The 25,495-nt window shown below is 56.2% G+C and carries 23 protein-coding genes and 1 other annotated feature; of the genes, 13 read left to right on the forward strand and 10 right to left on the reverse strand.

What is annotated here, in order from left to right; genetic code table 11:
* Nucleotides 1-54 precede the first annotated feature (54 nt).
* From yczE to O1724_RS05410, 3 genes are all read left to right on the forward strand, one after another.
* Nucleotides 55-666, forward strand: coding sequence for a membrane protein YczE (yczE, locus tag O1724_RS05400; protein WP_023324239.1), 612 nt, complete (start codon nucleotides 55-57; stop codon nucleotides 664-666).
* A gap of 77 nt (nucleotides 667-743) precedes the next feature.
* Nucleotides 744-1,814, forward strand: a complete 1,071-nt coding sequence (locus O1724_RS05405) for a LacI family DNA-binding transcriptional regulator (protein WP_126297070.1) — start codon at nucleotides 744-746, stop codon at nucleotides 1,812-1,814.
* Nucleotides 1,815-1,917: 103 nt separating this feature from the next.
* The gene (locus O1724_RS05410; RefSeq protein ID WP_479983923.1) at nucleotides 1,918-5,007 is read left to right on the forward strand and encodes a beta-galactosidase; all 3,090 of its coding nucleotides are present in this window, start codon (nucleotides 1,918-1,920) and stop codon (nucleotides 5,005-5,007) included.
* 51 nt (nucleotides 5,008-5,058) lie between these two features.
* On the opposite strand, the gene O1724_RS05415 is transcribed toward O1724_RS05410, so the two are convergent.
* Nucleotides 5,059-6,618 carry an EAL domain-containing protein gene (locus tag O1724_RS05415; RefSeq protein ID WP_023315534.1) on the reverse strand — a complete coding sequence of 520 codons (1,560 nt, stop codon included), beginning with the start codon at nucleotides 6,616-6,618 and terminating at the stop codon, nucleotides 5,059-5,061.
* Nucleotides 6,619-6,834: 216 nt separating this feature from the next.
* Here O1724_RS05415 and O1724_RS05420 point away from each other — a divergent pair, with 216 nt between their 5' ends.
* Both O1724_RS05420 and ykgO read left to right on the forward strand, forming a co-directional pair.
* A complete protein-coding gene (locus O1724_RS05420) occupies nucleotides 6,835-7,095 on the forward strand; it encodes a type B 50S ribosomal protein L31 (protein WP_015571255.1) in 261 nt (86 codons plus the stop codon).
* Between the two features lie 2 nt (nucleotides 7,096-7,097).
* Complete coding sequence (gene ykgO, locus O1724_RS05425) at nucleotides 7,098-7,238, forward strand: type B 50S ribosomal protein L36 (RefSeq protein WP_003859006.1); 141 nt, start codon at nucleotides 7,098-7,100, stop codon at nucleotides 7,236-7,238.
* On the opposite strand, the gene O1724_RS05430 is transcribed toward ykgO, so the two are convergent.
* Nucleotides 7,235-7,945, reverse strand: coding sequence for a GNAT family N-acetyltransferase (locus O1724_RS05430; RefSeq protein ID WP_126297069.1), 711 nt, complete (start codon nucleotides 7,943-7,945; stop codon nucleotides 7,235-7,237). The genes ykgO and O1724_RS05430 overlap by 4 nt on opposite strands.
* A gap of 101 nt (nucleotides 7,946-8,046) precedes the next feature.
* Between O1724_RS05430 and pdxR the strand changes: the two genes are divergently transcribed.
* On the forward strand, nucleotides 8,047-9,507 hold the full coding sequence (gene pdxR, locus O1724_RS05435; protein WP_126297086.1) for a MocR-like pyridoxine biosynthesis transcription factor PdxR: 1,461 nt from the start codon (nucleotides 8,047-8,049) through the stop codon (nucleotides 9,505-9,507).
* Here the strand turns inward: pdxR and O1724_RS05440 are convergent.
* The 6 genes from O1724_RS05440 to acrA all read right to left on the reverse strand — a co-directional run bounded on the left by O1724_RS05440 (nucleotide 9,479) and on the right by acrA (nucleotide 16,316).
* A complete protein-coding gene (locus O1724_RS05440) occupies nucleotides 9,479-9,946 on the reverse strand; it encodes a YlaC family protein (protein ID WP_022650495.1) in 468 nt (155 codons plus the stop codon). The two genes, pdxR and O1724_RS05440, sit on opposite strands and share 29 nt — an antisense overlap.
* A gap of 116 nt (nucleotides 9,947-10,062) precedes the next feature.
* Entirely contained in the window at nucleotides 10,063-10,614 is a 552-nt protein-coding gene (gene maa, locus O1724_RS05445; protein WP_022650496.1) for a maltose O-acetyltransferase, read from the reverse strand.
* A gap of 208 nt (nucleotides 10,615-10,822) precedes the next feature.
* Complete coding sequence (locus O1724_RS05450; protein ID WP_015571250.1) at nucleotides 10,823-11,041, reverse strand: HHA domain-containing protein; 219 nt, start codon at nucleotides 11,039-11,041, stop codon at nucleotides 10,823-10,825.
* 27 nt (nucleotides 11,042-11,068) lie between these two features.
* Nucleotides 11,069-11,443: an Hha toxicity modulator TomB gene (tomB, locus tag O1724_RS05455; protein WP_006809850.1), complete on the reverse strand. Its 375-nt coding sequence runs from the start codon at nucleotides 11,441-11,443 to the stop codon at nucleotides 11,069-11,071.
* A 510-nt stretch (nucleotides 11,444-11,953) separates the two neighbouring features.
* The gene (gene acrB / locus O1724_RS05460; protein WP_126297068.1) at nucleotides 11,954-15,100 is read right to left on the reverse strand and encodes a multidrug efflux RND transporter permease subunit AcrB; all 3,147 of its coding nucleotides are present in this window, start codon (nucleotides 15,098-15,100) and stop codon (nucleotides 11,954-11,956) included.
* A gap of 22 nt (nucleotides 15,101-15,122) precedes the next feature.
* Nucleotides 15,123-16,316 carry a multidrug efflux RND transporter periplasmic adaptor subunit AcrA gene (gene acrA / locus O1724_RS05465; protein ID WP_022650498.1) on the reverse strand — a complete coding sequence of 398 codons (1,194 nt, stop codon included), beginning with the start codon at nucleotides 16,314-16,316 and terminating at the stop codon, nucleotides 15,123-15,125.
* 141 nt (nucleotides 16,317-16,457) lie between these two features.
* Here acrA and acrR point away from each other — a divergent pair, with 141 nt between their 5' ends.
* Both acrR and mscK read left to right on the forward strand, forming a co-directional pair.
* Nucleotides 16,458-17,111: a multidrug efflux transporter transcriptional repressor AcrR gene (gene acrR / locus O1724_RS05470; protein ID WP_032628152.1), complete on the forward strand. Its 654-nt coding sequence runs from the start codon at nucleotides 16,458-16,460 to the stop codon at nucleotides 17,109-17,111.
* A 113-nt stretch (nucleotides 17,112-17,224) separates the two neighbouring features.
* Nucleotides 17,225-20,572 carry a mechanosensitive channel MscK gene (gene mscK / locus O1724_RS05475; protein WP_023324246.1) on the forward strand — a complete coding sequence of 1,116 codons (3,348 nt, stop codon included), beginning with the start codon at nucleotides 17,225-17,227 and terminating at the stop codon, nucleotides 20,570-20,572.
* 1 nt (nucleotide 20,573) lies between these two features.
* Here the strand turns inward: mscK and rsmS are convergent, their stop codons facing one another.
* Nucleotides 20,574-20,750: a pleiotropic regulatory protein RsmS gene (gene rsmS / locus O1724_RS05480; RefSeq protein WP_022650501.1), complete on the reverse strand. Its 177-nt coding sequence runs from the start codon at nucleotides 20,748-20,750 to the stop codon at nucleotides 20,574-20,576.
* 12 nt (nucleotides 20,751-20,762) lie between these two features.
* Nucleotides 20,763-21,290, reverse strand: a complete 528-nt coding sequence (priC, locus tag O1724_RS05485; RefSeq protein ID WP_022650502.1) for a primosomal replication protein N'' — start codon at nucleotides 21,288-21,290, stop codon at nucleotides 20,763-20,765.
* A 50-nt stretch (nucleotides 21,291-21,340) separates the two neighbouring features.
* Here priC and O1724_RS05490 point away from each other — a divergent pair, with 50 nt between their 5' ends.
* The 5 genes from O1724_RS05490 (at nucleotide 21,341) to recR (ending at nucleotide 25,429) form a co-directional block, all read left to right on the forward strand.
* Nucleotides 21,341-21,718 carry a DUF454 family protein gene (locus O1724_RS05490; RefSeq protein WP_015571246.1) on the forward strand — a complete coding sequence of 126 codons (378 nt, stop codon included), beginning with the start codon at nucleotides 21,341-21,343 and terminating at the stop codon, nucleotides 21,716-21,718.
* A 151-nt stretch (nucleotides 21,719-21,869) separates the two neighbouring features.
* Nucleotides 21,870-22,421 (forward strand): adenine phosphoribosyltransferase, encoded by a 552-nt coding sequence (gene apt / locus O1724_RS05495; RefSeq protein WP_000127359.1) that lies wholly within the window; start codon nucleotides 21,870-21,872, stop codon nucleotides 22,419-22,421.
* Between the two features lie 88 nt (nucleotides 22,422-22,509).
* Nucleotides 22,510-24,438 (forward strand): DNA polymerase III subunit gamma/tau, encoded by a 1,929-nt coding sequence (gene dnaX, locus O1724_RS05500; protein ID WP_060579812.1) that lies wholly within the window; start codon nucleotides 22,510-22,512, stop codon nucleotides 24,436-24,438.
* Nucleotides 23,768-23,832, forward strand: a sequence feature (DnaX frameshifting element). Its footprint overlaps the gene before it by 65 nt.
* A gap of 53 nt (nucleotides 24,439-24,491) precedes the next feature.
* A complete protein-coding gene (locus O1724_RS05505; RefSeq protein WP_003858972.1) occupies nucleotides 24,492-24,824 on the forward strand; it encodes a YbaB/EbfC family nucleoid-associated protein in 333 nt (110 codons plus the stop codon).
* Entirely contained in the window at nucleotides 24,824-25,429 is a 606-nt protein-coding gene (gene recR, locus O1724_RS05510; RefSeq protein ID WP_479983924.1) for a recombination mediator RecR, read from the forward strand. The genes O1724_RS05505 and recR overlap by 1 nt, the downstream gene beginning before the upstream one ends.
* Nucleotides 25,430-25,495: the final 66 nt, after the last annotated feature.

Consider the following 25,495-nt stretch of genomic DNA (forward strand, 5'->3'; position numbering starts at 1 on the left):
AATCATAGTGCCATTTTCACCGAAGATGGAACCTGGTTCTTCGGAGAAGAGAAAATGGTACGTCGTCTGGTACAACTTTATGTCGGTTTAGGCCTGTACGGGCTTTCAACCGCGATGTTTATTCGTTCGGATCTGGGTGTCGACCCTTGGGATGTCTTTCACCTTGGCGTCGCCATCCAGACCGGGATGAGCATCGGTACGGTGATTATTTTAACCGGGGCCGCGGTGCTGCTGCTGTGGATCCCGCTGCGTCAGCTGCCGGGGCTGGGCACTATCAGTAATGTGATTTGTATTGGTCTGGCGGCAGATGCGTCAATGGCGCTGATCCCTGAGCTCACCTCGCTGCCCGTGCGCATCACCCTGCTGGTTTCCGGCATTGTGGTTAACGCCCTTGCCACCGGGATGTATATCGGCGCGGGTTTTGGCGCAGGCCCGCGCGACGGCCTGATGACCGGCATACACGCCCGGCTGGGCTGGTCGATCCGCAGCGTGCGTACCGCGATCGAGGTGACTGTGTTGATCGTCGGCTACCTCCTCGGGGGAGCGTTTGGCGTTGGAACCGTGCTGTATGCATTAACCATCGGCCCGCTGATCCAGCTCTGTTTGCCGTGGTTTCGCCAGAGACCGCGCATTCAGAAAGCTGCACAGCCGGAGCGGATTGTTTAATTTTGCGAAGCGCTCACAGGCTATGATGGCGTAACTGTGTCAGAATAGAGACTTCTCTTTTCACGACGCCAGAATGTATGAAAGCGATCACTCTTTATGACGTTGCCCGCGTGGCAGGCGTTTCTTATCAGACCGTTTCCCGGGTGATTAACGACGCGGAACACGTTTCTGCCCGTACGCGGGAAAAGGTCCGGCAGGCCATGGCGGCGCTACACTATGTGCCCAACCGTGGCGCGCAGCTGCTGGCCGGGAAACGCACCCGTACGCTGGGGCTGATGACCAGCGATCTGGCGCTACATGCGCCGTCGCAAATCGCCTCAGCTGTAAAATCCCGGGCAGTGGAGCAGGGGGCTAGCGTACTCATCTCCATGGTGGAGCAACCCGCGCAGTGTCAGGCTGCTTTGCAGGAATTACTGGCGCAGCGCGTAGAGGCGCTGCTGGTGAACGTTCCGCTGGAAGATGCCCTGGCAGAAATGCTTCAGGAAATGGCCTCGCCGACCCCGGTTCTTTTTCTCGATGTGTCCCCCACAGCTCGGGTTAACAGTCTCGTTTTCAATGCCGAACAGGGCGCTGCCCTGGGGGCAGAGCATCTGCTTTCGCTGGGGCACCAGCGAATTGCGCTGCTCGCCGGGCCGGAAAGTTCTGTCTCTGCCCGGGCTCGTCTGGCGGGATGGAAAACCACGCTGGCTCAGGCCGACGTGGAGGCGTTTGCGGTGGCGCAGGGCGACTGGAGCGCGGCTTCGGGCTATGAGAAAGGGCATCAGCTCCTGGCGGGCGCGCAGCTGCCGGAGGCGATCCTCGTCGCTAACGATCAGATGGCGCTTGGCGTTTTACGCGCCTGTGCGGAAAAAGGCGTTGCGGTACCGGGGCAGATCTCGGTTGTCGGGTTTGATGATACGGCTGACAGCGCGTGGTTTTCACCTCCGCTCACCACCGTTCGGCAGGCGTTCCGCGAGGCCGGTGAGCGCAGCGTGGAGTGGCTGATGGCACCTGCCCATCACCACGAACGCAGGCAGGAACAACTTCCCGTTACGTTGATCGTGCGTCATTCCACCGCGCCGCGCGCCGCACAGCAGGCCGATCGTGAAGATCTTGCGCAACAGCTCAGAACGCTGGCGCTGCTGGCGGAGAAACTGGCGCGCAGCTAGCACTTTTGTGATCGTGCTCGCCTGGTGACGATCAAAGTCTTTACCGCTACCGTTTACCAGGGCATGTTGGCTAAAATTGTGAGCGCTTCGCAAAGAGGTTGATATGTCTTCTACATTGCCGCTGACTCTCAGCGCACTTCTGGCGCGTCGTGACTGGGAAAACCCGGGTGTGACGCAGTGGAATCGTCTGGCCGCACACGCGCTTTTTCATAGCTGGCGCGATGAAACCTTCGCCCGCGAGGATAAGCCTTCGCGGAGCAAGCGTCTGCTTAACGGCATCTGGCGATTCAGCTTTTTCTCGGCGCCAGAGCAGGTTCCGGAGGCATGGATAACGGACGATCTGGCTGATGCCGTTGAGATGCCCGTGCCGTCGAACTGGCAGATGCAGGGATTTGATACTCCCATCTATACCAACGTCACCTATCCGATAAATGTGAACCCGCCCTATGTTCCGGTTGAAAACCCAACCGGTTGTTACTCGCTCACATTTGAGATGGATGACGCCTGGATGTGCAGCGGGCAAACCCGCATTATTTTTGACGGGGTGAATTCAGCTTTTCATCTGTGGTGTAACGGCCAGTGGATGGGCTATTCGCAGGACAGCCGTCTGCCTGCGGAGTTCGATCTCAGCGCGGTGCTGCGACCGGGGCAGAACCGCCTGGCGGTGATGGTGTTACGCTGGTGCGACGGAAGCTATCTGGAAGATCAGGACATGTGGCGGATGAGTGGCATTTTCCGTGACGTCTCGCTGCTGCACAAGCCGGAAACGCGAATTGCCGATTATCAGATCGTGACCGATCTGAATGCCGAATGCGATCGGGCGATACTCCGGGTTGACGTTGCGCTGGAAGGCACACGCTACGCCGAATGCGAGGTGGCGTTTACCCTGTGGCGTAACGGCGAAGCCTGCGCGCAAACCACGCAGCAGCCCGGATCGGCCATCGTGGACGAACGCGGCAGTTGGGCAGAACGGCTTAGGGTGGCGATACCCGTGAACGCTCCTGCGCTATGGAGCGCTGAAACACCGGAATGCTATCGGCTGACAATATCGCTTCGGGATGCGCAGGGTAACGTGCTGGAGACTGAAGCCTGCGATGTCGGTTTCAGACGCGTCGAAATCAGCAACGGCCAGCTGAAGCTTAACGGCAAACCGCTGCTGATCCGCGGCGTGAACCGTCACGAACATCATCCTGAGAAGGGGCAGGTGATGGATGAGGCGACCATGCGCCGCGACATCGAACTGATGAAGCAGCATAACTTAAACGCCGTGCGCTGCTCGCATTATCCGAACCATCCTCTGTGGTACACGCTTTGCGATCGCTACGGCCTGTACGTGGTTGATGAGGCGAATATTGAAACCCATGGCATGGTGCCAATGAGCCGCCTGGCGGACGATCCGCGCTGGCTGCCTGCCATGAGCGAACGCGTAACGCGTATGGTGCAGCGGGACCGGAATCATCCGTCCATCATCATCTGGTCCCTGGGGAATGAGTCCGGGCATGGGGCGAATCACGATGCGCTGTACCGCTGGCTGAAAACCACCGATCCCACGCGGCCGGTGCAGTATGAAGGCGGCGGCGCCAGTACGGCGGCAACCGATATTGTCTGCCCGATGTACGCTCGCGTCGATCAGGATCAGCCGTTCCCGGCGGTGCCAAAGTGGTCGATTAAAAAGTGGATTGGTATGCCGGACGAAACCCGTCCGGTGATCCTGTGCGAGTATGCCCACGCGATGGGCAACAGCTTTGGCGGCTTTGCCAGCTACTGGCAAGCATTCCGCAGCCATCCCCGGTTGCAGGGCGGCTTTGTCTGGGACTGGGTCGATCAGGCGCTGACGAAAAAAGCGGAAGACGGCACGGTATTCTGGGCCTACGGCGGCGATTTTGGCGATAAGCCCAACGACCGTCAGTTCTGCCTCAACGGACTGGTGTTTCCCGATCGCACTCCGCATCCCGCCCTTTACGAGGCGCAGCGTGCCCAGCAGTTCTTTACCTTTACGCTGGTGAGCACCGCTCCGCTGGTCGTCGAGATCCAGAGCGATTATCTGTTCCGTCATACTGACAACGAGTATCTGCGATGGTCGGTGGCGCGTGACGGTGCGGTACTGGCTTCCGGCGAAACCCCCCTTTCTGTTGCGCCCGAGGGGACGCAGCACGTTGAGATCCCGCTGCCTGAACTTGTCGCTGAGCCGGGCGAGGTCTGGCTCAACGTGGAGATCGTTCAGCCGCAGGCCACGCCGTGGTCGCCGCCCGGCCACCGTTGTGCCTGGGATCAGTGGCCGCTCCCGGCGCCGCTGTACCTTGCGCCACCGAAAGCAGGCGGAACCCCTCCGCAGCTAACGGTGCAGGACGAGGCGCTGGACATTACTCATCAGCAGCAGCGCTGGCAGTTTAGCCGTCTCACCGGAAACTTGACCCAGTGGTGGAACGAGGGCGCTGAAACGCTCCGTTCTCCGCTAACGGATAACTTCACCCGCGCGCCGCTGGACAATGACATTGGCGTCAGCGAGGCGACCCGCATCGATCCGAACGCGTGGGTGGAACGCTGGAAAGCGGCAGGGATGTATGAGATGTCCGCGCGCCTCCTCCAGTGTGAAGCGGAGCAGCATAACCGTGAGGTGGTGGTGACCACGCAGCACGTCTGGGAGCATCAGGGTAAAGCGCTATTTATGAGCTGCAAGGTCTGGCGGATTGATGACCACGGGGTGCTGCACGGTGATGTGCAGGTGACGGTGGCGTCTGACATTCCTGAGCCCGCTCGCGTGGGCCTGAGCGTTATGCTGGCGGATATCCCGGAAACGGTGCGCTGGCTGGGACTAGGCCCGCTGGAAAACTATCCGGACAGAAAACTGGCGGCGCAGCAGGGGCGCTGGGCGTTACCGCTGGAAGAGATGCAGACGCCGTATATCTTCCCGACGGAGAACGGTTTGCGCTGCGACACCCGCGAGCTGACGTTTGGCTCCCATCAGTTGCAGGGACAGTTCCATTTCTCCCTGAGCCGTTATAGCCAGCGGCAGCTGCATGAGACAACGCATCAGCACTTGCTGCGGGAAGAGGCTGGCTGCTGGTTGAATCTTGATGCGTTTCACATGGGCGTAGGGGGGGACGACTCATGGAGCCCGAGCGTAGCCCCGGCCTTCATTCTGCAAAACCGCCGGCTGCGCTACACGTTTAGCTGGCAGCAGAACGGCTGAGCCGAAACGTGCGGCCACTGCCGTGGCCGCACGTAACACCGCACAATCGGTTTATTTCCTGAGGTTGTGCGCGGCCCAGAGAATGAAATCCTCTTTAGGCAGCGCCTTGCTGAAATACCAGCCCTGGCCGTACTGCACGCCGTGGCGATGCAACCATTCGATCTGCCCTTCAGTTTCAATGCCTTCTGCGACCATCGCCAGTTTAAGCGATTTGGCCATTTCGATGATGTGGGGAGTCACGTGCTTGTACTCCAGCGCATCCACAAAGGATTTATCAATCTTCAGAGTATCGACATCCAGATCCTGCAAATAGCTCAGGCTGGAGTAACCCGTGCCAAAATCATCAATGTAGATAGCGTGCCCGGCGCGGCGAAATGCAGCGATAGCAGGTACGCTGACGGCAGGATCGGCAAACCCGCGCTCGGTTAATTCAAGGGCGATCTGGCGCGGGTGGACGCCCCATTTGTTGAGCAACTGACTCAGCTGGCGAGGCAGCTCGGGGGACGTTAAATCCGATGGCGCAAGGTTGACAGAAATATGCAGTTCCGGGTGATGGTGTAGCCAGGCGCCTAGATCCTCAAATACCTCATTTACCACTAGCCGCGTCAGCGTTGAAATAAGCCCTGTCTGCTCAGCCAGCGGAACAAAGAGATTAGGCGACAGGTTACTGCCATCTGGCTGCGGCCAGCGCATCAGCGCTTCAGCACCCACCAGTTTTCCACTACACAGCGCCACGATGGGCTGGTAGTGAACCTCGATCTCCCGGTTGTTGATCGCGTCGATCAGGCGGTGACGCGGGGACAGCAAACGGCGGAGAATGCGCAGGACAATAAGGGCAGCAACCAGGCTTAGCAGTATGCCAGCCGGTAGCCAGATGATCAGTTGCTGGTGCCAGGAAGCCGCCAGCGGTTTTAACGACGCCCAAGCGATCACCGTAAACCCCAGTTCGGGTACAGGTTTCATCACGTACATTGAGCCGTTGTATTGCACGCGCGTAACGTCCTGCTGCTCCTTAACGACAGAGAGAATATACGGGTCTAGAACATTGCTTCTGGCAAATATATGATGGGTTGAGCTGCCCACCAGGGCGGCATCCATTGAGATTTCACCAAACGGAACAACATCCACAAGCGACGCCGGATCGACCATTACCAGATAATGTCCTTTCCCGAGAACGGCCATATAACGCTGAATGCCGAGGTCGTTTTGCGAGGTGAGCCACGCGCTATAACCATCTTCGGTGATCCGCATTGGGGGCGGTAAGATCGCCGTATCACTGGATTGTTCAAGCGATGAGCAGAGCGGTTTCAGGTTATCGATATACATCACTTCCTGGATATAGCGCCATGAGAACGCGACCCGGCGCATTTCGCGTAAATGCGGGGGAGTGCAGGGCGGGGCGTGGAATGTCTGTAGGTGCGTGAGCGCCTGTTTTGCCTGCGCAACGACTCTGTCGGTACGGATCAGGACACGCGAGGCATAGCTGTCCAGCGCGTCCACAAATTTCTCCTCAGCCTGACGATGCGCCAGCCAGATACTGAGGCACACAGGGACCAGCACAGAGAAGATCAGTACGCCTGTCACCAGGCTGACCAGATGTCGGGTTCGCATGCTGTTTTATCCTTCCCATATGCCCGCCCCGGGCCTGGAGTTTGCGCGCCAGAGGAAAAAGTTTTTATCGGTAAATGATATAGTTATAGCATGCAACCGTCTCAGGCAGGTATCTGAATAAACCTTTCAAAAACAGGCTGCGCGTCACAGGGGTTGTTTTTGCAGCAAAGCTCAGATAGTATTTTGTTATGTTATAACAATACATGAAGGCCAGAGATGAAACCGAATATCCATCCAACCTATCGCACCGTTGTGTTTCACGACACCACGGCTAATGAATATTTTAAAGTTGGCTCAACGATTAAGACAGATCGTGAAATTGAGCTTGAGGGGAAAACGTATCCTTACGTTACTCTTGATGTCTCCTCTAAATCACATCCGTTTTACACCGGGAAGCAGAAGACCTTCTCGACAGATGGCAGCGCGGCACGCTTCCGCAAGCGTTTTGGCGGCTTTCTTGATGCGAAGCGAGGCTAATCATGCAGGTGCTTAACTCATTGCGCAGTGCAAAACAGCGTCACCCGGATTGCCAGATAGTCAAACGCAAGGGACGCTTATACGTGATTTGCAAATCTAACCCGCGCTTTAAGGCGGTGCAGGGGCGTAAAAAAAGGCGCTAGACGCGCGTTTCTCGCCAGCTTTCCAGGGATCTTTTCTGTTTGCCATCGGCAGTAAAATTGTCGGTGGCAAGCCAGCTTTCAAAGGCGCTCGCCAGCGCTGGCCACTCTTTGTCGAGAATTGAAAACCAGTCGGTGTCCCGGTTTCGGCCTTTAATGACCAGCGCCTGGCGAAAACGCCCTTCAAACTGAAAGCCAAGACGCAGGGCCGCTTTGCGGGAGGGTTCGTTCAGGCTATTGCACTTCCATTCATAACGCCGGTAGCCCAGGGTATCGAACACGTACCGCATCAGCAGATACTGCGCTTCTGTCGACATGGGCGTGCGGCTTAACAGTGACGAGAAGTGAACATGTCCCACTTCCACGACGCCGTTTTTAGGATCGATCCGCATCAGGGACAGCGTCCCGACAGGAGACTGGGTCTGGTTATCGATAACGGTAAAGTGGATGGGATCGGCTAATTCGCTTACGCTCGCCACCCATTCGGCAATCTCCTCTGCGGTGGCATCGGGCTCACGCAGCAGCCACGTCCAGCTTCGGGTATCTCCGGCCACGGAATACGCAGAGAACAACGCGTGGGCATGCTCCATGCGCAGCGGCTCAAGCCGACAATAGCGACCCTGAAGTACCACCCGGGACGGGTGCGGCCGAGGCTGCCAGTCGATAAGGCTTTCCCCTACAGGTTGACCAAACTCATTGAATGTATTCATCTTTATTTCCATGATGTTAAGAAGATCTCCAGATTAATGAATTGCTGGTTCCTTAAAAAGAACCACCAGGTTATGTTTTTCTGGTACCACGAGGAGGAATGATGAATATACCGGGTGATGAGCTATACACCTTGCTCCATGCTGCGCTGAAAAAACGTGGGACAGAGACGCTCCAGCGCGCGCTCTATCTTGCTTTGCGGGAGGCCATACTGTGCGGAAGGCTTCGTTCCGGCAGCCATTTGCCCGGTTCACGAACGCTGGCGCATCAGATCTCGGTGTCCCGAAATACCGTCAACGCGGCGCTGGACCAGCTCACGCTCGAAGGTTATTTGCTGCGTAGCCGCCAGGGCACGCGGGTGGGGCAATTCGCTCCTCGTACGATTGCCCGGACATTACCGGACCCGGACGTCAGTCTGACAAAACGTGTCGCCCGGCTGCCCGCGCCTGTGCCGCGTGACACTCCGGTGATGGCGTTTACGCCGGGAACGCCTGCCATCAACTATTTCCCCTTGCCGCTGTGGCGGCGGTTGTACGATCGCGTCCTGCGCGAGGAGGGAAGCGCCCTGTTAGGGTATGGCGACCCTGCCGGCGAGCCGTCGCTACGGGCCGCCATTGCCCGCCATCTTGCGCTCTCCCGCGGCATTGACTGTGACGCCAGCCAGATAGTGATAACCGAAGGGGCGCTGGAGGGCGTCAATCTGTGCACAATGCTGTTAAGCGAGCCGGGGGATGTCGCCTGGGTGGAAAATCCCGGCTATAGCGGCGCCAAAAGCGCTTTTGTCAAAACCGGTCTGGCGATGACCGGCATACCGGTGGATGACGAAGGGATGTGCTGGGAAGGGCTGTGTGCGCCTTCACCCACGCTGATTTTTACCTCGCCATCGCATCAGTTCCCTTACGGAAGCGTACTCAGCGCGCGGCGGCGTCTGGCGCTGCTGGAACTGGCCCGGCAGCACAACGCGTGGATCATTGAGGACGATTACGACAGCGAATTCCGTTATACCGGTGAGCCCGTCCCGGCGATGCTGGGTATGGTCAACAACGCGCCCGTTGTGTATCTGGGGACGTTCAGCAAAACGCTGTTTCCGTCGCTCCGAATGGGGTTCATGGTGTTACCGCCAGCGCTGGCGAAGGCGGCACGTCCCGCCATCGGCTCGCTGCTGCGCGGCGGGCATCGCGCTGAACAGCGCACCCTGGCGCTGTTTATTGAGGAAGGCCACTATGCGCGACATCTTGCCGCCATGCGCCGACTTTATCGTAAGCGATACCGCCAACTGCGAGAGGTGCTAAGCGCAGAGCTTCATACGCCGCATCGCGTTCTTGCCGGAGAAGGAGGGATGCACCTGGCGCTGGCGATTGACGGTATCGACGACCAGCGGCTGGTGGAGCAGGCAAGAGCGTTTCAGCTGGCACCCGCTGCGCTGAGCGGATATTACCTTGAGACGAAGCAGGGGCAAACCGGTCTGGTTTTAGGTTACGGCAATACCTCTGCTTCGCAGTTTGCGCCGGGTATCCGACGTCTTCAGGCGTTAATTACGCAGCAGTGGGGCGGGAAAGGGTAAAGACATCATAAAAAGAGAGCTGGCCCTTGGTGGTGACCATTTTCTGCAACTTCTCTTTTTGCCCGGCTTCGACAGCCGGCGAGTGCAGGATGCTGTCGATCAGCTCCTTCGGCACGTAACGCGTGTTGTACCACTCCCCGTTGTAGCACACGCGGAAATCGAGTACGTCGATATCTTCATACCGGTAACGCGGATTGACGTCGAAAAAGAAAAACGCGTTAAACACCACGAACAGCACTACCAGCAGCCAGACGGAATCGACCAGCGTTTCAGACTTCAGCATGACGATAAGCGTTGCCAGCCAGGCGGCGTACATGGCGACGAACAACCCGGGGTGTTTGCGAATAAAGCTGATGCTAAAGCGCGGGCGATTGTCGCGCTTTTCGCGAGTATTGAGATCGTCGATGGTGGCGGTAAGCAGGCGCTGTATCTCTGTCATTTTTTGCCTTTATGATTGTTGAAAATACAGGTGATCTGCTTATTTTATGAGAGGGGTTTACGCGATGAAAGTAACAGTTATGCCAGGAAAAAGCATAACAGTTACTCAGGATGCGCTTAGAGCATTTTAATGATTTTCGCCGGATTGCCGCCCACGACAGCATTGGCCGGCACGTCTTTGGTCACTACCGCGCCGGAAGCGATAACCGCATTATCGCCAATGGTTACGCCCGGGTTAATGATCGCACGTCCGCCGATCCAGACGTTATCACCAATGGTGACCGGTTTACCGTACTCCAGCCCGCTGTTACGTTCGGTCGCATCCAGAGGATGCGTGGCCGTATAAATGTGCACCCCCGGCGCAAGCATACAGTTATCGCCAATGCGGACAGGGCAGACATCCAGCATGACGCAGTCAAAGTTGGCATAAAAATTTTTGCCCAGATAGATGTTATACCCGTAGTCGCAGCGGAAGCTCGGTTCTATATAGGCGCCTTCGCTTTGGCCCAGCAGGTCAGCTAATAAGGCGCGACGTTCGGCCTTCTCATCGGGTGCGGTATGGTTATAGCGGTGAACAAGATGACGCGCGCGTAAACGGTCAGCCCTCAGCGTGTCATCGCCAGGGCGGTAATATTCACCTGCAATCATCTTCTGTTTTTCTTCACTCATGGGAACCTCTCTGGAATCGTTTTACGCAGCGTAAAGAGGATTAACCAGAAAGGGAACGTTCCCTAAAAGCGGCTGTGACGGGAGTCACAACATTTATGCGCATAAATACGTTTTATACGGGAACCTGGCGTTTGCACTTGAAGCGTAATTCGAAAGGTAAATTCAGCTTAACAACGGGCGTAATGCCTTTACAGTCTCTCTTCAACGATTAACGAACAAATTTCCATACCGAAGAGGGGATCTTGTCATACAGTTTATTCATGGTTAGTTCAGCCAGACGATGGTCGGCAGCTGAATAAAATACCGCCAGTTCATTATCAGAGAGCTCGTATTTATTTTTTTCAATAACACGTTCGAGGGTGTCAATTGACTGGCAGCGTCGCAGGCGCATCAAATAATCGACTTTTGTTAATGGTTTATCAGACATAAATTCACCTTAGTAATTGTAATAATTTTAACAGGAAAGACTAACCGGATTAGCTCTGCTGACATTAGTGAAGCAGCGAAATAGGCGGTTTCCTGATTTACGCCATTTCTGCAAATCCTGTGCGTTAATGCCGTAGCTGCTGAACAACATAAAGGTGTCGTCCAGGTATTCATCAATTTGCTCTATCAACTTATTATCTTCATTGTACTTAATTTTATAATTAAGTGCGAAGGTGGCGATATGCTCGATCAGCTCGTTAAGCTGTAAATTGATAGCAGACGTTGGATCGTTCACCCAGCCATGGTTACTTTCTTCAAGATTGGCAAGGCAGTCATGGTACAAGGATTCGCAGAGAAATTTCAACTGCGCGATATCATGCCTTTTTGGCGAGTACTCGTCCATAGCGCATCCCCTTCTGAGTGATTTTTTACTCACCGAACATCATGTCGGGATGGATACAACTTGCTTAGCCACATGGGAGCTGTGTTCCTGATAACTCTAACTATAAGCCACTCTGATCAAGATTTCACCGCGCTATTACGAAAAATTACAATTAAATCGTTACTGTGCGAGCCTTTACGCAAATGTACCTTTTGCAGCAACCACGTTAATCAAATAAAAAACCGTTTTTTATCGGTTCCTTAAAATTCATTGAGTTAGCGCAAAGTTTCATGTGAAGTCCGAAACCAGATATCTTCAGATAATTTCCGTTACTTAGGAATAGTCCGAATAATTTACGCCGCAAAATGATAATAAAAGAAGGCTGAGTCTCTGGTGTAAGTTATCGGCCTATTATGCCAGGCCTCATTTAAAAAGAAGAAAATAAATAGAAAAGCAATAGGTCTATTTTATGATTTTTTCTGAAAATGAAAAAGGCCGCAAATGCGGCCTTTTTATCATGTGAAACCGGTATCAGTGATGTTCTACCGAATGATTGTGCTCAACATCTTCATTTTTGCGGCTGAAGCGGCGACGAACCACCACGAAGAACACCGGTACGAAGAAGATGGCGAGAACGGTCGCCGTGACCATACCACCCATTACACCCGTACCTACCGCGTTCTGTGCGCCGGAGCCCGCGCCGGAGCTGATAACCAGCGGCATAACGCCGAGGATAAACGCCAGGGACGTCATCAGGATTGGACGCAAACGCATACGAACGGCTTCCAGCGTGGCTTCAATCAGGCCTTTTCCTTCTTTCTCCATCAGATCTTTGGCGAATTCGACGATGAGTATCGCGTTCTTCGCCGACAAGCCAATGGTTGTCAGCAGGCCCACCTGGAAGTAAACGTCGTTGGTCAGCCCACGGAAGGTCGCGGCAAGCAGTGCACCGATAACCCCCAGCGGAACCACCAGCATAACGGAGAACGGAATCGACCAGCTCTCATACAATGCCGCCAGACACAGGAACACCACAATCAGAGAAATGGCGTACAGGGCAGGGGCCTGGTTACCGGACAGACGTTCCTGATAGGACATGCCGGTCCAGTCGTAGCCGATACCCGCAGGTAGTTTGCTGGCCAGTTCTTCCATCAGGTTCATGGCTTCACCGGTGCTTCGGCCTGGCGCTGCCTGACCGAGGATTTCCATCGATGGCAAGCCGTTATAACGCTCCAGACGCGGCGAACCGTATTCCCAGCGCGAGGTTGAGAAGGCGGAGAACGGCACCATCTGGCCATCGCTACCGCGAACGTACCAGTTGTTGATATCGTTCGGCAGCATGCGGTATTGCGCTTCGGACATCACGTACACTTTCTTCACGCGACCACGGTCGATGAAGTCGTTAACGTAGCTACCGCCCCAGGCGGCGCCCAGCGTGGTATTAATGTCACTGATGGAAACACCCAGCGCCTGCGCTTTTTCCTGGTCGATATCGATCTTGTACTGCGGCGTATCTTCCAGACCGTTAGGACGTACGCCCACCAGCAGGTCAGGGTGTTTTGCCACCTCGCCAAACAGCTGGTTACGCGCCTGCGTCAGTTTTTCGTGGCCCAGACCGCCCTGGTCAATCAGCTGGAAGTCGAAGCCGGTCGCCGTACCCAGTTCAACAATCGCTGGCAGGTTAAAGGCGAAGACCATCGCATCTTTAATCTGTGAGAAGGTGCCCATCGCGCGGCCGGTAATGGCTTCTACCTTGTTCTCTGCACCTGGACGTTCAGACCAGTCTTTCAGAGAAACGAAGGCGATACCGGTGTTCTGACCACGACCCGCGAAGCCAAAGCCGTTAACCGCAAACACGGATTCGACGTTGTCTTTCTCTTTGGTCAGGAAGTAGTCGGTCATCTCATCCAGCACTTTCTGCGTACGCTCTTGCGTCGCACCGGCCGGAAGCTGCGCCATACTCAGGAACACGCCCTGGTCTTCATCTGGCAGGAACGAGCTTGGCAGACGAACGAACAGGAATGCCATCCCCACCACGATGATGATATAGAGCAGCAGGTAACGACCGGTGCTGCGCAGGATGTTACCCACGCTGTCGGTGTAGTGGTGCGTGCTCTTATCAAACATGCGGTTGAACCAGCCGAAGAACCCTTTATGCTCGCCGTGTCCGCCTTTCTGAATCGGCTTCAGCATCGTCGCGCACAGGGCTGGCGTCAGGATCAGTGCAACCAGTACCGACAGCGCCATCGCCGAAACGATGGTGATGGAGAACTGACGGTAAATCGCACCGGTAGAGCCGCCAAAGAAGGCCATCGGGATAAACACCGCGGACAGTACCATCGCGATACCGACCAGCGCGCCCTGGATCTGGCCCATAGATTTACGGGTTGCTTCCTTCGGCGGCAGGCCTTCTTCCGCCATCACACGCTCGACGTTTTCGACCACCACGATGGCGTCATCCACCAGCAGGCCGATGGCGAGCACCATCCCGAACATCGTCAGGGTGTTTATCGAGTAGCCAAATATCGCCAGAACCGCGAAGGTCCCAAGCAATACAACCGGTACGGCGATGGTTGGGATCAGCGTCGCGCGGAAGTTTTGCAGGAACAGGTACATTACCAGGAAGACGAGGATGATCGCCTCAACCAGGGTTTTTACCACTTCGTGAATCGAAATTTTTACGAACGGCGTAGTGTCATACGGATAAACGATTTTCAGACCTGACGGGAAGAACGGTTCCATCTTCTTCAGCTCTGCACGAATAGCCGTCGCGGTGTCCAGGGCGTTAGCGCCGGTCGCCAGTTTGATACCCAGACCAGATGCCGGCTTGCCGTTGAACTTCGCGATAACGTCGTAGTTCTCGCCGCCCAGCTCCACTTTCGCTACGTCACGCAGGCGAACCTGCGAACCGTCCTGATTCACTTTCAGCAGAATTTTGCTGAACTCATCCGCGGAGGTCAGACGGGTTTGCGCGATGATCGAGGCGTTAAGCTGCTGGCCCTTGACCGGCGGCGTACCGCCTAACTGACCGGCTGCCACCTGGGCGTTCTGCGCTTTAATGGCGTTAATCACGTCAACCGGCGTCAGCTGGAAGTTGTTCAGTTTATTCGGATCCATCCAGATACGCATGGCGTACTGGGAACCAAACAGCTGAACGTCACCCACACCTGACGTACGGCTGATGGCGTCCTTCATGTTGGCGCCCACGTAGTCGGAAATATCCTCCTGCGTCATGGTGCCGTTGGTGTTGATCACGCCGACAACCATCAGGAAGCTACTGGACGATTTCTCGACGCTCACGCCCTGCTGTTGTACTTCCTGCGGCAGCAGAGGCATCGCCAGCTGCAATTTGTTCTGCACCTGAACCTGCGCAATGTCCGCATCCGTACCGGATTCAAAGGTCAGGGTGATCTGAACCGTACCGGTTGAGTCACTGTTTGAGGACATGTACATCAGGTTATCGATACCGTTCATGTTCTGTTCGATAACCTGCGTAACGGTATCCTGCACCGTTTTCGCATCAGCGCCCGGGTAGGTTGCGGAGATCGTTACTGCCGGTGGCGCAATCGTTGGATATTGCGCAACAGGCAGATTCAGGATCGCAAGTCCCCCGGCCAGCATGATGATAATGGCGATCACCCACGCAAATATGGGGCGATCGATAAAGAAATTAGGCATGTCTTAACGGCTCCTGTTTAAGTTAAGACTTGGTTTGTTCTGACTGGCCAGCGGCCGACGCTTGTTGTTTGTCGTCAGATTTCACTTCCTGCGCTTTGACCTGCGCGCCAGGACGAACTTTTTGCAAACCAGTAATAATCACGCGATCGCCATCTTTCAGACCTTCCGTCACCAGCCACTTATCGCCAATCGCCTGCGTTGCAGTGATATTGCGCATTTCGACTTTGTTATCGGCACCCACAACCAGCGCGCTCGCATCGCCGCGTGGCGTACGGGTCACACCCTGCTGAGGAACCAGAATGGCGCTTGGGTTAGTCCCTTCCTCAAGACGGGCGCGTACGAACATACCCGGCAGCAGGGTTTTATCCGGATTCGGGAAAATGGCCCGGATGGTGATTGAGCCGGTGGTCTGATCGACGGTCACATCAGAAAATTCCAGTGTACCGGTCTGCGAGAACTCGATACCGTCGTTGGTAACCAGTTCAACCTTGGCTTTACCGTTTTCCTGTTTCAGTTGACCGCTTGCCAGCTCCTGTTTGAGACGCAGGAAATCGTTGCTGGACTGGGTAACGTCAACATAGATCGGGTCAAGCTGCTGCACGGTGGCCAGTGCGTTGGTCTGACCGTTTTGCACCAGTGCACCTTCGGTGACGGCAGATTTACCAATGCGACCGCTGATAGGGGAGGTCACTTTGGTGTAGGCCAGGTTAATACGCGCGGTTTCTACCGCCGCTTTCGCCGCCACAACGGCCGCGTTGGCTTGCTGCGCATCGGCCAGGGCTGAATCATAATCCTGTTGGCTGATGTACTGCGTGCCGAGCAGCTTCTTGTAACGATTCAACGTCAGCTGCGAAATTTTGGCTGCCGCTTCTGCTTTCGCCAGATCGCCTTTAGCGCTCTCATAAGACGCCTGGTAGGTTGCTGGATCAATCTGATACAGAGACTCACCTGCCTTGACATCACCGCCTTCGGTGAAGTTACGTTTCAGGATGATACCGCTTACCTGCGGACGCACTTCCGCAATGCGATAGGCGCTGGTGCGGCCCGGTAGTTCTGTTGTCATCTGGAGAGGTTCGGATTTGAGCGTCACGACGCCAACTTCTGGCACCTGCTGAGCTCCTTGTTGAGCCTCTTTGTCGTCACATCCTGTAAGCGCTAAGCTGCCTGAGAGCATCAGAACGACCGCCAGAGGCGTTAACCCTCTGTTTTTGTTCATAAGTAAACCTCGAGTGTCCGATTTCAAATTGATCAAGGGTCCTGAGTCTAAAAACCCATTGCTGCGTTTATATTATCGTCATGCTATGGTACATACATTCATAAATGTATGTAAATCTGACTCCTGTAAATTCATCAACGTATGGCACGAAAAACCAAACAACAAGCGCTGGAAACCCGACAACACATTCTGGATGTGGCAATGCGTTTGTTCTCACAGCAGGGTGTTTCGGCAACCTCGCTGGCACAGATTGCTCAGGCCGCGGGCGTCACGCGGGGAGCGATTTACTGGCATTTCAAAGACAAGTCCGATCTGTTTGGTGAAATCTGGGAGCTTTCAGAGTCCAGCATTAGCGATCTTGAGAGTGAGTATCGGGCAAAATTCCCTCACGATCCACTCTCTGTGTTAAGAGAAATTCTAGTATATATCCTTGAAGCGACAGTTGTTGAAGAGCGCCGCCGTCTGATGATGGAAATCATCTTCCATAAATGTGAGTTCGTTGGCGAAATGGCGGTGGTTCAGCAGGCGCAACGCGACCTGTGTCTGGAAAGCTACGATCGCATCGAACAGGTCCTCACGGAGTGCATGCAGGCCAAAATGCTTCCTGCCACCTTACTCACCCGCCGGGCGGCGATCCTGATGCGCGGCTATATTTCCGGCCTGATGGAAAACTGGCTTTTTGCTCCGGAGTCGTTCGATCTCAGATCAGAGGCGCGCAGCTATGTCGACATTTTTCTTGAGATGTGCCAGCTCTGTCCGACCCTTCAAAGTAAGCATCACCCCCGTTCTGCCTGATCGGGTACGGGAAAAATCGTAGACCCTTTCCGTCGTACTATTCTGCTTCAGCCGGGCGTGATATCCTTCATGCCCGACTATTTCCGGTCATTTCTCACATCACATTCACAACTATGCTGCACACCAATCGCTCGCAACATCCTGTTCTGGCCCTGTTTTTGATCCTGCTGTTTTACTTTGCAGCCGCGCCGCTTTCCTGGGCCCGTGCAGACAACGGCAGTGACATTCCCACGCGTGCTGATGTTCAGGCGCAACTCGACACCCTGAATAAGCAGAAAGATCTGTCCGCCCTGGAAAAACTTGTTCAGCAGGACCTGACGGAAACCCTGGAAACGCTGGACAAGATAGAGCGCATCAAAGCCGAAACAGCCCAGCTGAGGCAGAAGGTCGCTCAGGCGCCGGAAAACATGCGTAAGGCTACGGAGGCGCTGAATGCGCTCAGCGACGTCGACAACGACGATGAAACCCGAAAAACGCTTGCCACGCTGTCGTTGCGCCAGCTTGAGTCGCGCGTGGCGCAGCTGCTGGACGATCTGCAAACGGCGCAGTCCGATCTCTCAACCTATAACAGCCAGCTGGTTTCGCTGCAAACCCAGCCTGAGCGCGTGCAGAACGCCATGTACTCCGCATCGCAACAGCTACAGCAGATACGTAACCGTCTGAATGGCGTCACCGTTGGGGAAGGGGCGCTTCGCCCCACCCAGCAAACGCTGCTGAATATCCAGCAGACGCTGCTAAACGCGGAGATTGAACAGCAGCGTAAGAGCCTGGAAGGCAACACGGTGCTACAGGATGCGCTGCAAAAACAGCGTGACTACGTGACCGCGAATATCAACCGGCTTGAGCATCAGCTTCAGCTGTTGCAGGAAGCGGTAAACAGCAAGCGCCTGACCCTGACTGAAAAAACGGCCCAGGAAGCGGTCTCACCAGACGAGACGGCGCGTATTCAGGCCAACCCGCTGGTGAAGCAGGAGCTGGAGATTAACCACCAGCTGAGCGAACGTCTGATCCAGGCGACTGAAAACGGCAGCGCGCTGGTACAGCAGAATATCAAGGTCAAAAACTGGCTGGATCGCGCGTTGCAGGCTGAGCGTAACGTCAAGGAGCAGATTGCCGTCCTGAAGGGCAGCCTGCTGCTGTCGCGCATTCTCTACCAGCAACAGCAGACGCTGCCGTCCGCCGACGAGCTGGAAGACATGACCAATCGCATTGCGGATTTGCGTCTTGAACAGTTTGACGTCAACCAGCAGCGCGATGCGCTATTCCAGAGCGACACGTTTGTTGCCAAAGTGGAAGAGGGCCATTCAGGTGAAGTGAACGCTGAAGTTCACGACGCGCTGTTGCAGGTGGTGGACATGCGCCGCGAACTGCTCGATCAGCTCAACAAGCAGCTGGGCAACCAGTTGATGATGGCGATTAACCTGCAAATCAACCAGCAGCAGCTGGTGAGCGTTTCTAAAAGCCTCCAGGAGATCCTGACCCAGCAGATTTTCTGGGTGAACAGCAATAAACCCATGGACTGGGACTGGTTTAAATCTTTCCCGGAAACGCTGAAATCCCAGATAAAAAGCATGAAAATTACCGTGAACTGGGAGAAAGCCTGGCCTGCGGTAATGATTGCCTTCCTGGCGGGACTGCCTTTGTTGCTCATCGCTGGCGTAATACGCTGGCGTTTGAAATGGCTGAAACAGTACCAGGCGAAGCTGGCCTCGGAAGTGGGGCAACTGCGTAACGACAGCCAGCTGCACACCCCGAAAGCGATCCTGATCGATCTGATCCGTGCTCTGCCGGTCTGCCTGTTGATACTCGCCGTGGGCCTGATCCTGCTGACCATGCAGTTGAATATCAGCGATCTGCTGTGGGCGTTCAGCAAGAAGCTGGCGCTGTTCTGGCTGGTGTTTGGCCTGTGCTGGAAAGTGCTGGAAAAAGATGGCGTCGCCGTCCGCCACTTCAACATGCCGGAAAAACTCACCAGCCACTGGCGTCGCCAGATTGTACGCATCAGCCTCGCGCTGCTGCCGCTGCACTTCTGGTCAGTTGTGGCCGAGCTTTCGCCGCTGCATCTGATGGATGACGTACTGGGGCAACTGGTGATTATGCTGAACCTGCTGCTGATTGCCGTCCTTATGTGGCCGATGTGCCGCGACAGCTGGCGGGATAAAGAGTCCCATAATCTTCGTCTGGTTACCGTAACGGTGCTGGCGATCATTCCGCTGGCGCTGATGGTGCTGACGGCGACGGGTTACTTCTATACCACGCTGCGTCTGTCAGGCCGCTGGATCGAAACGGTTTATCTGGTGATTTTGTGGAACCTGCTGTTCCAGACCGTGCTGCGTGGTTTGAGCGTAGCGGCGCGCCGCATCGCGTATCGTCGTGCTGTTGCCCGTCGGCAGCATCAGGTGAAAGAGGGGGCTGAAGGGGCAGAGCCGCAGGAAGAGCCGACTATCGCCCTGGAGCAGGTCAACCAGCAAACGATGCGTATTACCATGCTGGTGATGATCGCCCTGTTTGCGGTGATGTTCTGGGCCATCTGGTCTGATTTAATTACCGTTTTCGCCTACCTCGACAGTATCACGCTCTGGCAATACAACGGTACCGAAGCGGGCGCTGCGGTAATGAAAAGCGTCACCATGGGCAGCCTGCTCTTTGCGCTGGTGTCGTCAGTGGTTGCCTGGGCGTTGATCCGCAACCTGCCGGGTCTGCTGGAAGTGCTGGTGCTCTCGAGGCTGAACCTGCGTCAGGGGGCGTCGTACGCCATTACTACCATCCTGAACTACGTCATTATTATTGTCGGGGCGATGACGGTATTCGGCTCGCTGGGCGTCTCGTGGGATAAACTTCAGTGGCTGGCGGCAGCGTTGTCGGTGGGTCTCGGCTTCGGCTTGCAGGAGATCTTCGGTAACTTTGTCTCTGGCCTGATTATCCTGTTCGAACGTCCGGTGCGTATCGGCGATACCGTCACCATCGGCACCTTCTCCGGGACCGTCAGCAAGATCCGCATCCGTGCGACCACCATTACCGACTTCGATCGTAAAGAGGTGATCATCCCGAACAAAGCCTTTGTGACCGAGCGCCTGATCAACTGGTCGCTCTCGGATACCACCACCCGCGTGGTGATCCGACTCGGGGTGGCCTACGGTTCAGATCTGGATAAAGTGAAAGAGGTCCTGCTGGAAGCCGCGAAATCACATCCTAAAGTTATGCACGATCCTGCGCCTGACGTGTTCTTCACCACCTTCGGGCCAAGCACGCTGGATCATGAGCTGCGCCTGTACGTACGCGAACTGCGCGATCGCAGCTACACCGTCGATGAGCTGAACCGCACCATTGACCGTCTGTGTCGTGAAAACAACATTAATATCGCCTTCAACCAGCTTGAAGTGCATCTGCGTAACGAGAAAGGTGACGAGCATACGGAAGTGAAGCGCGAAATTAAGGGGGACGACCCGACTCCTGCCTGAATTATTTCCCTCTCCCCTCTGGGGAGAGGGCAGGGTGAGGGGGAAGTTTCCCCTCAAAATCCCGCCGCACAATCTCCAGCGCTTTCAGCACCGTCTCAGCCGGGATCGCATGATTCTCCAGCAGCATAATTAAATCGACGGCCAGTTTGACCTCATCGGGGGCATTTTCCAGTGACATCCGCGGCTCCTGTTAACGGGTCAGGCGTTCAATGACGCGTTCAATCTCATCCAGCGCCTGACGGCAGCGGACGATGCGGCCTTCCAGCGCGCTGATTTCACGCATTAATAACTGCTGCTCTTCCAGCGTTTCGCTGGTGTTCAGGCGGGCTTCGCGCTCACGCTTCATCTCAAACAGACGGCGCTCAAACTCCTGGTTCTCCAGCCGCTTGCGCTGCCATTTTCCCAGTCCCGGCGAGGCGCTGTCCCACGCCCGTAGCGGCCAGGCGGCGATTTCCCGGTGCAGGGCGGTGATCTGCTCGGTAAGATGCTCCGCAAGCCACGCGACCTGTTCCTGCTGTTCACTCTCAACCGCGTGGCGAAGCTCGTCGAGGTTGGTCTGCGCTTCAGCAAGGTAATCCTGAATGACGGTGCTGCGGGTGCGGAAGAGCTGCCGGTCAAAGCGCGGTTTCAGCGTGGCGTGGCCCATCAGCGGTGTGGCCTGCGCCCGCAGCGCGATCAGCTGATTTTGCAGCCTCTCAAGAAGCAGTGCTGTTTTCAAGGCGCTCTCCAGTGGTAAAGTAGCCGTTCAGTTTGATAACGATTCGCATTATGCAGCGTACTATTTTAATCATCATTGGCTGGCTCGCGGTAGTGCTGGGTACGCTGGGTGTGGTTTTGCCCTTGCTGCCGACCACCCCGTTTATCCTGTTGGCCGCCTGGTGCTTCGCCCGCTCGTCGCCGCGTTTTCACCACTGGCTTCTGTACCGCTCGTGGTTCGGCGGCTACCTGCGGCACTGGCAAAAACACCGGGCTATGCCGCCCGGGGCCAAGCCGCGCGCCATTGCCTTCATCCTGATCACCTTCGCCGTCTCGTTATGGCTGGTGAAAATGATGTGGGTGCGCATTCTGCTGCTGGCGATCCTGGTTTGCCTGCTGATCTTTATGTGGCGGATCCCCGTGGTTGATGAAAAGCAACAAAAGCACTGAAGCCTCATCATGGCGGTTGCAATTATGGCGCACAGCCAGTAAATTCGACCGTTTTCGAGCACAGGTGCGCCTGGTCAAAGGTTAAACAACTGTTACTTTGACCGACTCGTCGCGCGCCGTGAGTAACACTGTTTCATTTAGGCACAAACCGATGACCGCAACTGCACAGCAGCTTGAATATCTGAAAAATAGCATCAAAAGTATCCAGGACTATCCAAAACCTGGCATTCTTTTCCGCGATGTCACCAGCTTGCTGGAAGACCCGAAAGCGTACGCCCTCAGCATTGAACTGCTGGTTGAGCGTTATAAAAACGCCGGGATCACCAAAGTAGTAGGTACTGAAGCCCGTGGCTTCCTGTTTGGCGCACCGGTTGCGCTGGCGATGGGCGTGGGTTTTGTGCCGGTGCGTAAGCCGCGCAAACTGCCGCGTGAAACCATTGCTGAGAGCTATGAGCTGGAATACGGCACCGATCAGCTGGAAATTCACGTTGATGCCATCAAGCCAGGCGACAAAGTGCTGGTGGTGGACGATCTGCTGGCAACCGGCGGCACCATCGAAGCGACCGTGAAGCTGATCCGTCGTCTGGGCGGGGAAGTGACCGACGCGGCATTCATCATCAACCTGTTCGATCTCGGCGGCGAGCAGCGTCTGGAAAAACAGGGTATTACCAGCTACAGCCTGGTGCCATTCCCGGGACATTAATCCCATATCTCACAACCTCGCTCAATGGGTGAGGTTGTGATAGCATTCCCCTCCATTAATTCACCTTCCAGCGTTGCAGAGCCTGCCCATGAGTTATCAGGTGTTAGCCCGTAAATGGCGACCACAAACCTTTGCTGACGTTGTCGGTCAGGAACATGTGCTGACGGCCCTGGCGAACGGCTTGTCGCTAGGTCGCATCCATCACGCCTATCTTTTTTCCGGCACCCGCGGCGTCGGTAAAACCTCTATTGCCCGTCTGCTGGCAAAAGGTCTGAACTGCGAAACCGGGATCACCGCCACCCCGTGCGGCGTGTGCGACAACTGTCGTGAGATCGAGCAGGGGCGTTTTGTCGATCTGATTGAGATCGACGCCGCCTCGCGCACCAAAGTGGAAGACACCCGCGATCTGCTGGACAACGTCCAGTACGCCCCGGCGCGCGGCCGCTTCAAGGTCTATCTGATCGATGAAGTGCACATGCTGTCGCGCCACAGCTTCAACGCCCTGCTGAAAACGCTGGAAGAGCCGCCTGCACATGTCAAATTCCTGCTGGCGACCACCGATCCGCAAAAGCTGCCGGTCACGATCCTGTCGCGCTGCCTGCAATTCCATCTGAAGGCGCTGGACGTTGAGCAGATCCGCGCTCAGCTTGAGCATATTCTCGATGAAGAGAACATTGTTCATGAACCGCGTGCGCTGCAACTGCTGGCCCGTGCGGCGGACGGCAGCCTGCGCGATGCGCTAAGCCTGACCGACCAAGCGATTGCCAGCGGTGACGGTAAACTCTCCACCGACGCGGTCAGCACCATGCTCGGCACGCTGGATGACGATCAGGCGCTGTCGCTTATTGAAGCGATGATCGCCGCCAACGGTGAGCGGGTGATGACGCTCGTCAACGATGCCGCCGCCCGTGGCATTGAATGGGAAGCGCTGCTGGTCGAGATGCTCAGCCTGCTGCACCGCGTGGCGATGCTGCAACTGTCTCCGTCGGCCATTGGCGCGGACATGGCGACCATTGAGCAGCGGATGCGTGAACTTGCGCGCACCGTGCCGCCGGCTGACGTTCAGCTTTATTATCAGACGCTGCTGATCGGCCGCAAAGAGCTGCCGTTTGCACCGGATCGCCGGATGGGCGTTGAAATGACGCTGCTGCGCGCACTGGCCTTCCATCCGCGCAAGCCACTGCCGGAGCCGGAAACGCCCCGGCAGTCCTTTGCGCCGGTTGCGCCGACCGCGGTAATGTCACCGCAGCAGGTGCCACCGCAACCGGCATCGCCGCCGCCGCAAAACGTGCCGCTGTCGGATGCCACCAGTTCGGTGCTTGCCGCACGAAGCCAGTTGCAACGTGCGCAGGGAGCAACCAAACCAAAAAAGAGTGAACCGGCAGCGCCTGCAAGAGCGCGGCCGGTGAACAACGCCGCGCTTGAACGACTGGCCTCGGTAACGGAGCGCGTGCAGTCGCGTCCGGCACCGTCCGCGCTCGAGCAAAAAGCCCCGGCGAAAGAAGAGGCATACCGCTGGAAGGCGACTACCGTTGTTGAAACGGTCAAGGAAGTGGTCGCCACGCCAAAAGCGCTGAAAAAGGCGCTGGAGCATGAAAAAACGCCGGAGCTGTCCGCGAAGCTTGCGGAAGAGTCCATTGCGCGCGACGCCTGGGCCGCAGAGGTCAGCAAACTGCAACTGCCGAAGCTGGTTGAGCAGGTCGCGCTGAACGCCTGGAAAGAGCAGGACGGTAATCAGGTGCGTCTGCACCTGCGCCCTGGCCAGCGGCACCTCAACTCCCCAGGCGCGCAAAAGGCGCTGGCCGAGGCGCTTACCGCATTACAGGGTGTGCCGGTTGAATTGACTATCATTGAAGATGATAATCCGGCGGTGAAAACGCCGCTCGAGTGGCGACAGGCGATTTATGAAGAGAAGCTCGCGCAGGCGCGCGAGTCGATTATCGCGGATAACAACATCCAGACCCTGCGCCGGTTCTTCGACGCCGATCTGGATGAAGAGAGTATTCGCCCCATTTGATCGTGAGTCTGACTTACGGTTGTAATCCTTAACGTGAAAGAAGAGAGAAGCCTATGTTTGGTGGAAAAGGCGGTCTGGGTGGCCTGATGAAGCAGGCTCAGCAGATGCAGGAAAAAATGCAGAAGATGCAGGAAGAGATCGCTCAGCTGGAAGTCACGGGTGAATCCGGTGCCGGTCTGGTCAAGGTGACCATCAACGGTGCGCATAACTGCCGTCGCGTGGAAATCGACCCGAGCCTGCTCGAAGACGACAAAGAGATGCTGGAAGATCTGGTTGCAGCCGCGTTTAACGATGCCGCTCGCCGTATCGACGAAACCCAGAAAGAGAAAATGGCCTCTGTTTCCAGCGGTATGCAACTGCCGCCGGGCTTTAAGATGCCATTCTGATGCAAACCAGTCCGCTGCTCACGCAGTTGATGGAAGCACTGCGCTGCCTGCCGGGCGTTGGCCCGAAGTCGGCGCAGCGTATGGGGTTTACGCTATTGCAGCGCGACCGCAGCGGCGGGATGCGCCTGGCGCAGGCTCTGACCCGCGCCATGTCAGAAATTGGCCACTGTGCGGATTGCCGGACCTTTACCGAGCAGGACGTATGTAACATCTGCACGAACCCGCGTCGTCAGGAAAACGGTCAGATTTGCGTGGTGGAGAGTCCGGCGGACATCTACGCCATCGAACAAACCGGGCAGTTTTCCGGCCGCTATTTTGTGCTGATGGGGCATCTCTCCCCGCTGGACGGCATCGGCCCGGACGATATCGGTCTCGATCGTCTGGAGCAGCGCCTGGAGTCGGAAACCATCAAAGAGGTGATCCTCGCCACCAACCCCACGGTGGAAGGGGAGGCAACCGCCAACTACATCGCCGAACTGTGCGCGCAGTACGGCGTTGACGCCAGCCGCATCGCCCACGGCGTGCCGGTCGGCGGTGAGCTGGAGATGGTCGACGGCACCACGCTGTCGCACTCGCTGGCCGGACGTCACAAGATTATTTTCTGACCAAACGGAGGCTGCGCGCGCGGCCTCCGCTTGAAAATTTCCCCCCTTATCCCCATCTCTCACTCA

The sequence above is a fragment of the Enterobacter cloacae complex sp. HYC074_NIDB genome (genome assembly GCF_056673345.1).